The organism is Mizugakiibacter sediminis, assembly GCF_000953855.2.
Taxonomy (GTDB): domain Bacteria; phylum Pseudomonadota; class Gammaproteobacteria; order Xanthomonadales; family Rhodanobacteraceae; genus Mizugakiibacter; species Mizugakiibacter sediminis.
Genome location: NZ_DF970236.1, coordinates 1 through 1,240, shown reverse-complemented (window position 1 = coordinate 1,240; position 1,240 = coordinate 1). Strand labels below are relative to the sequence as shown.

General features: G+C 75.6%; 3 protein-coding genes. 2 read left to right on the top strand and 1 reads right to left on the bottom strand.

What is annotated here, in order from left to right; all coding sequences use genetic code 11:
• On the bottom strand, positions 1-335 hold a 335-nt coding region (locus MBSD_RS11225; RefSeq protein WP_187300657.1), incomplete at its 3' end, for a uroporphyrinogen-III synthase.
• Between the two features lie 67 nt (positions 336-402).
• On the opposite strand from MBSD_RS11225, the gene MBSD_RS11220 reads away from it, so the two are divergent.
• Together MBSD_RS11220 and MBSD_RS11215 are read left to right on the top strand one after the other, a co-directional pair.
• Entirely contained in the window at positions 403-876 is a 474-nt protein-coding gene (locus tag MBSD_RS11220) for a YiiD C-terminal domain-containing protein (RefSeq protein WP_062537411.1), read from the top strand.
• A gap of 43 nt (positions 877-919) precedes the next feature.
• Positions 920-1,240 (top strand): hypothetical protein (locus MBSD_RS11215; RefSeq protein ID WP_148667878.1); only part of this gene is annotated, 321 nt, incomplete at its 3' end.

Genomic DNA, 1,240 nt, shown 5'->3' with positions numbered 1-1,240 from the left:
GCGCGCGCGACGCCGGCGCGGCGCAGCGCGCGCGCCGTGCCGGCGCCGACGCCGATCACCACGCAGGCGCGCGCGAAGCGCAGCGGCGTGAGGCGCGCGGCGTAGCGTACCGCCGCCGGGCTGGTGAACACGGCGACATCGGCGCGCAGCGCCGCGCGCAGCGTGCGCCGCGCCGTCTCGGCGTCTTCCGCGGCGCGCAGGGCGAGGCCCGGCAGCCGCAGCGGCGTCCCGCCCAGCGCGCGCACGCGTCGCGCCAGCGCGTCGCCGGTGCCGGCGGGACGCGTGATCGCGACGGCGGCGCCGGCGAGCGGCCGCTGGGCGGTGGCGGGGGACATGGGCGCGATGCTACGGGAAAGGGCGGCGCCTTGCGCGCCAGCGTTCCGCTGGGCAGACTCGCGCGCCATGTCCGTCCCCGCCGATCACGCGGCGCGCGCCGTCGCGCTGCAGGACTTCCTGCTCGAACGCATCCCGCCCGCCCGCGCGCTCGGCGTGCGCGTCGCCCGTTACGACGGCGACACGCTGGCGCTGGCCGCGCCGCTGGCGGCGAACGTCAACGACAAGGGCTGCGCGTTCGGCGGCAGCCTGACCTCGCTGCTGACCCTGGCCGGCTGGGGCCTGATCGAGCTGGCGCTGCAGGCGCGCGGCTTCGACTGCGACGTGTTCGTGCAGGACTCCGAGGTGCGCTACCTCGCGCCGGTGTGGAGCGACTTCGAGGCGGTGGCGGCGCTGGCCGAAGGCGAATCGTGGGACGCCTTCTTCGCCGCGCTGGCCGAGCGCGGCAAGGCGCGCACGCGGGCCGCCTGCACGGTGCCCGGCGACGGCGGCGCGCCGGCGGCGACGCTGCTCGCGCGCTTCGTCGCCAAACGCCGCGGCTGAGTTGCGGCACAATCGCGGCATCGCCGCCACGCAGGGGAAGGCCATGCGTCTCGCCATCGCTTTCGTGCTCGCCGTCGTGCTGACGCTGGCCGGTTGCGCCACGCGCCGCGAACAGGACCAGTTGCAGAAGGTGCTGGACAGCTACGCCGCGACGCTGCGCTGGGGCGACTTCGAAGCGGCCTACGCGTTCGTCGATCCGAAGCAGCGCAAGGCGCATCCGTTGACCGACCTCGACCGCGCGCGCTACCGCCAGGTGCGGGTCAGCGACTACGACGTGCAATCGACCGTGCCGCAGGGCGAGCACGAGGTGCGTCAGGTGCTGCGCATCAGCCTGATCAACCACAACACGCAGTCCGAGCGCAGC

Excerpts from the sequence above, each read along its gene's own strand:
- MBSD_RS11220 (WP_062537411.1), top strand. The coding sequence starts at position 403 with ATGTCCGTCCCCGCCGATCACGCGGCGCGCGCCGTCGCGCTGCAGGAC.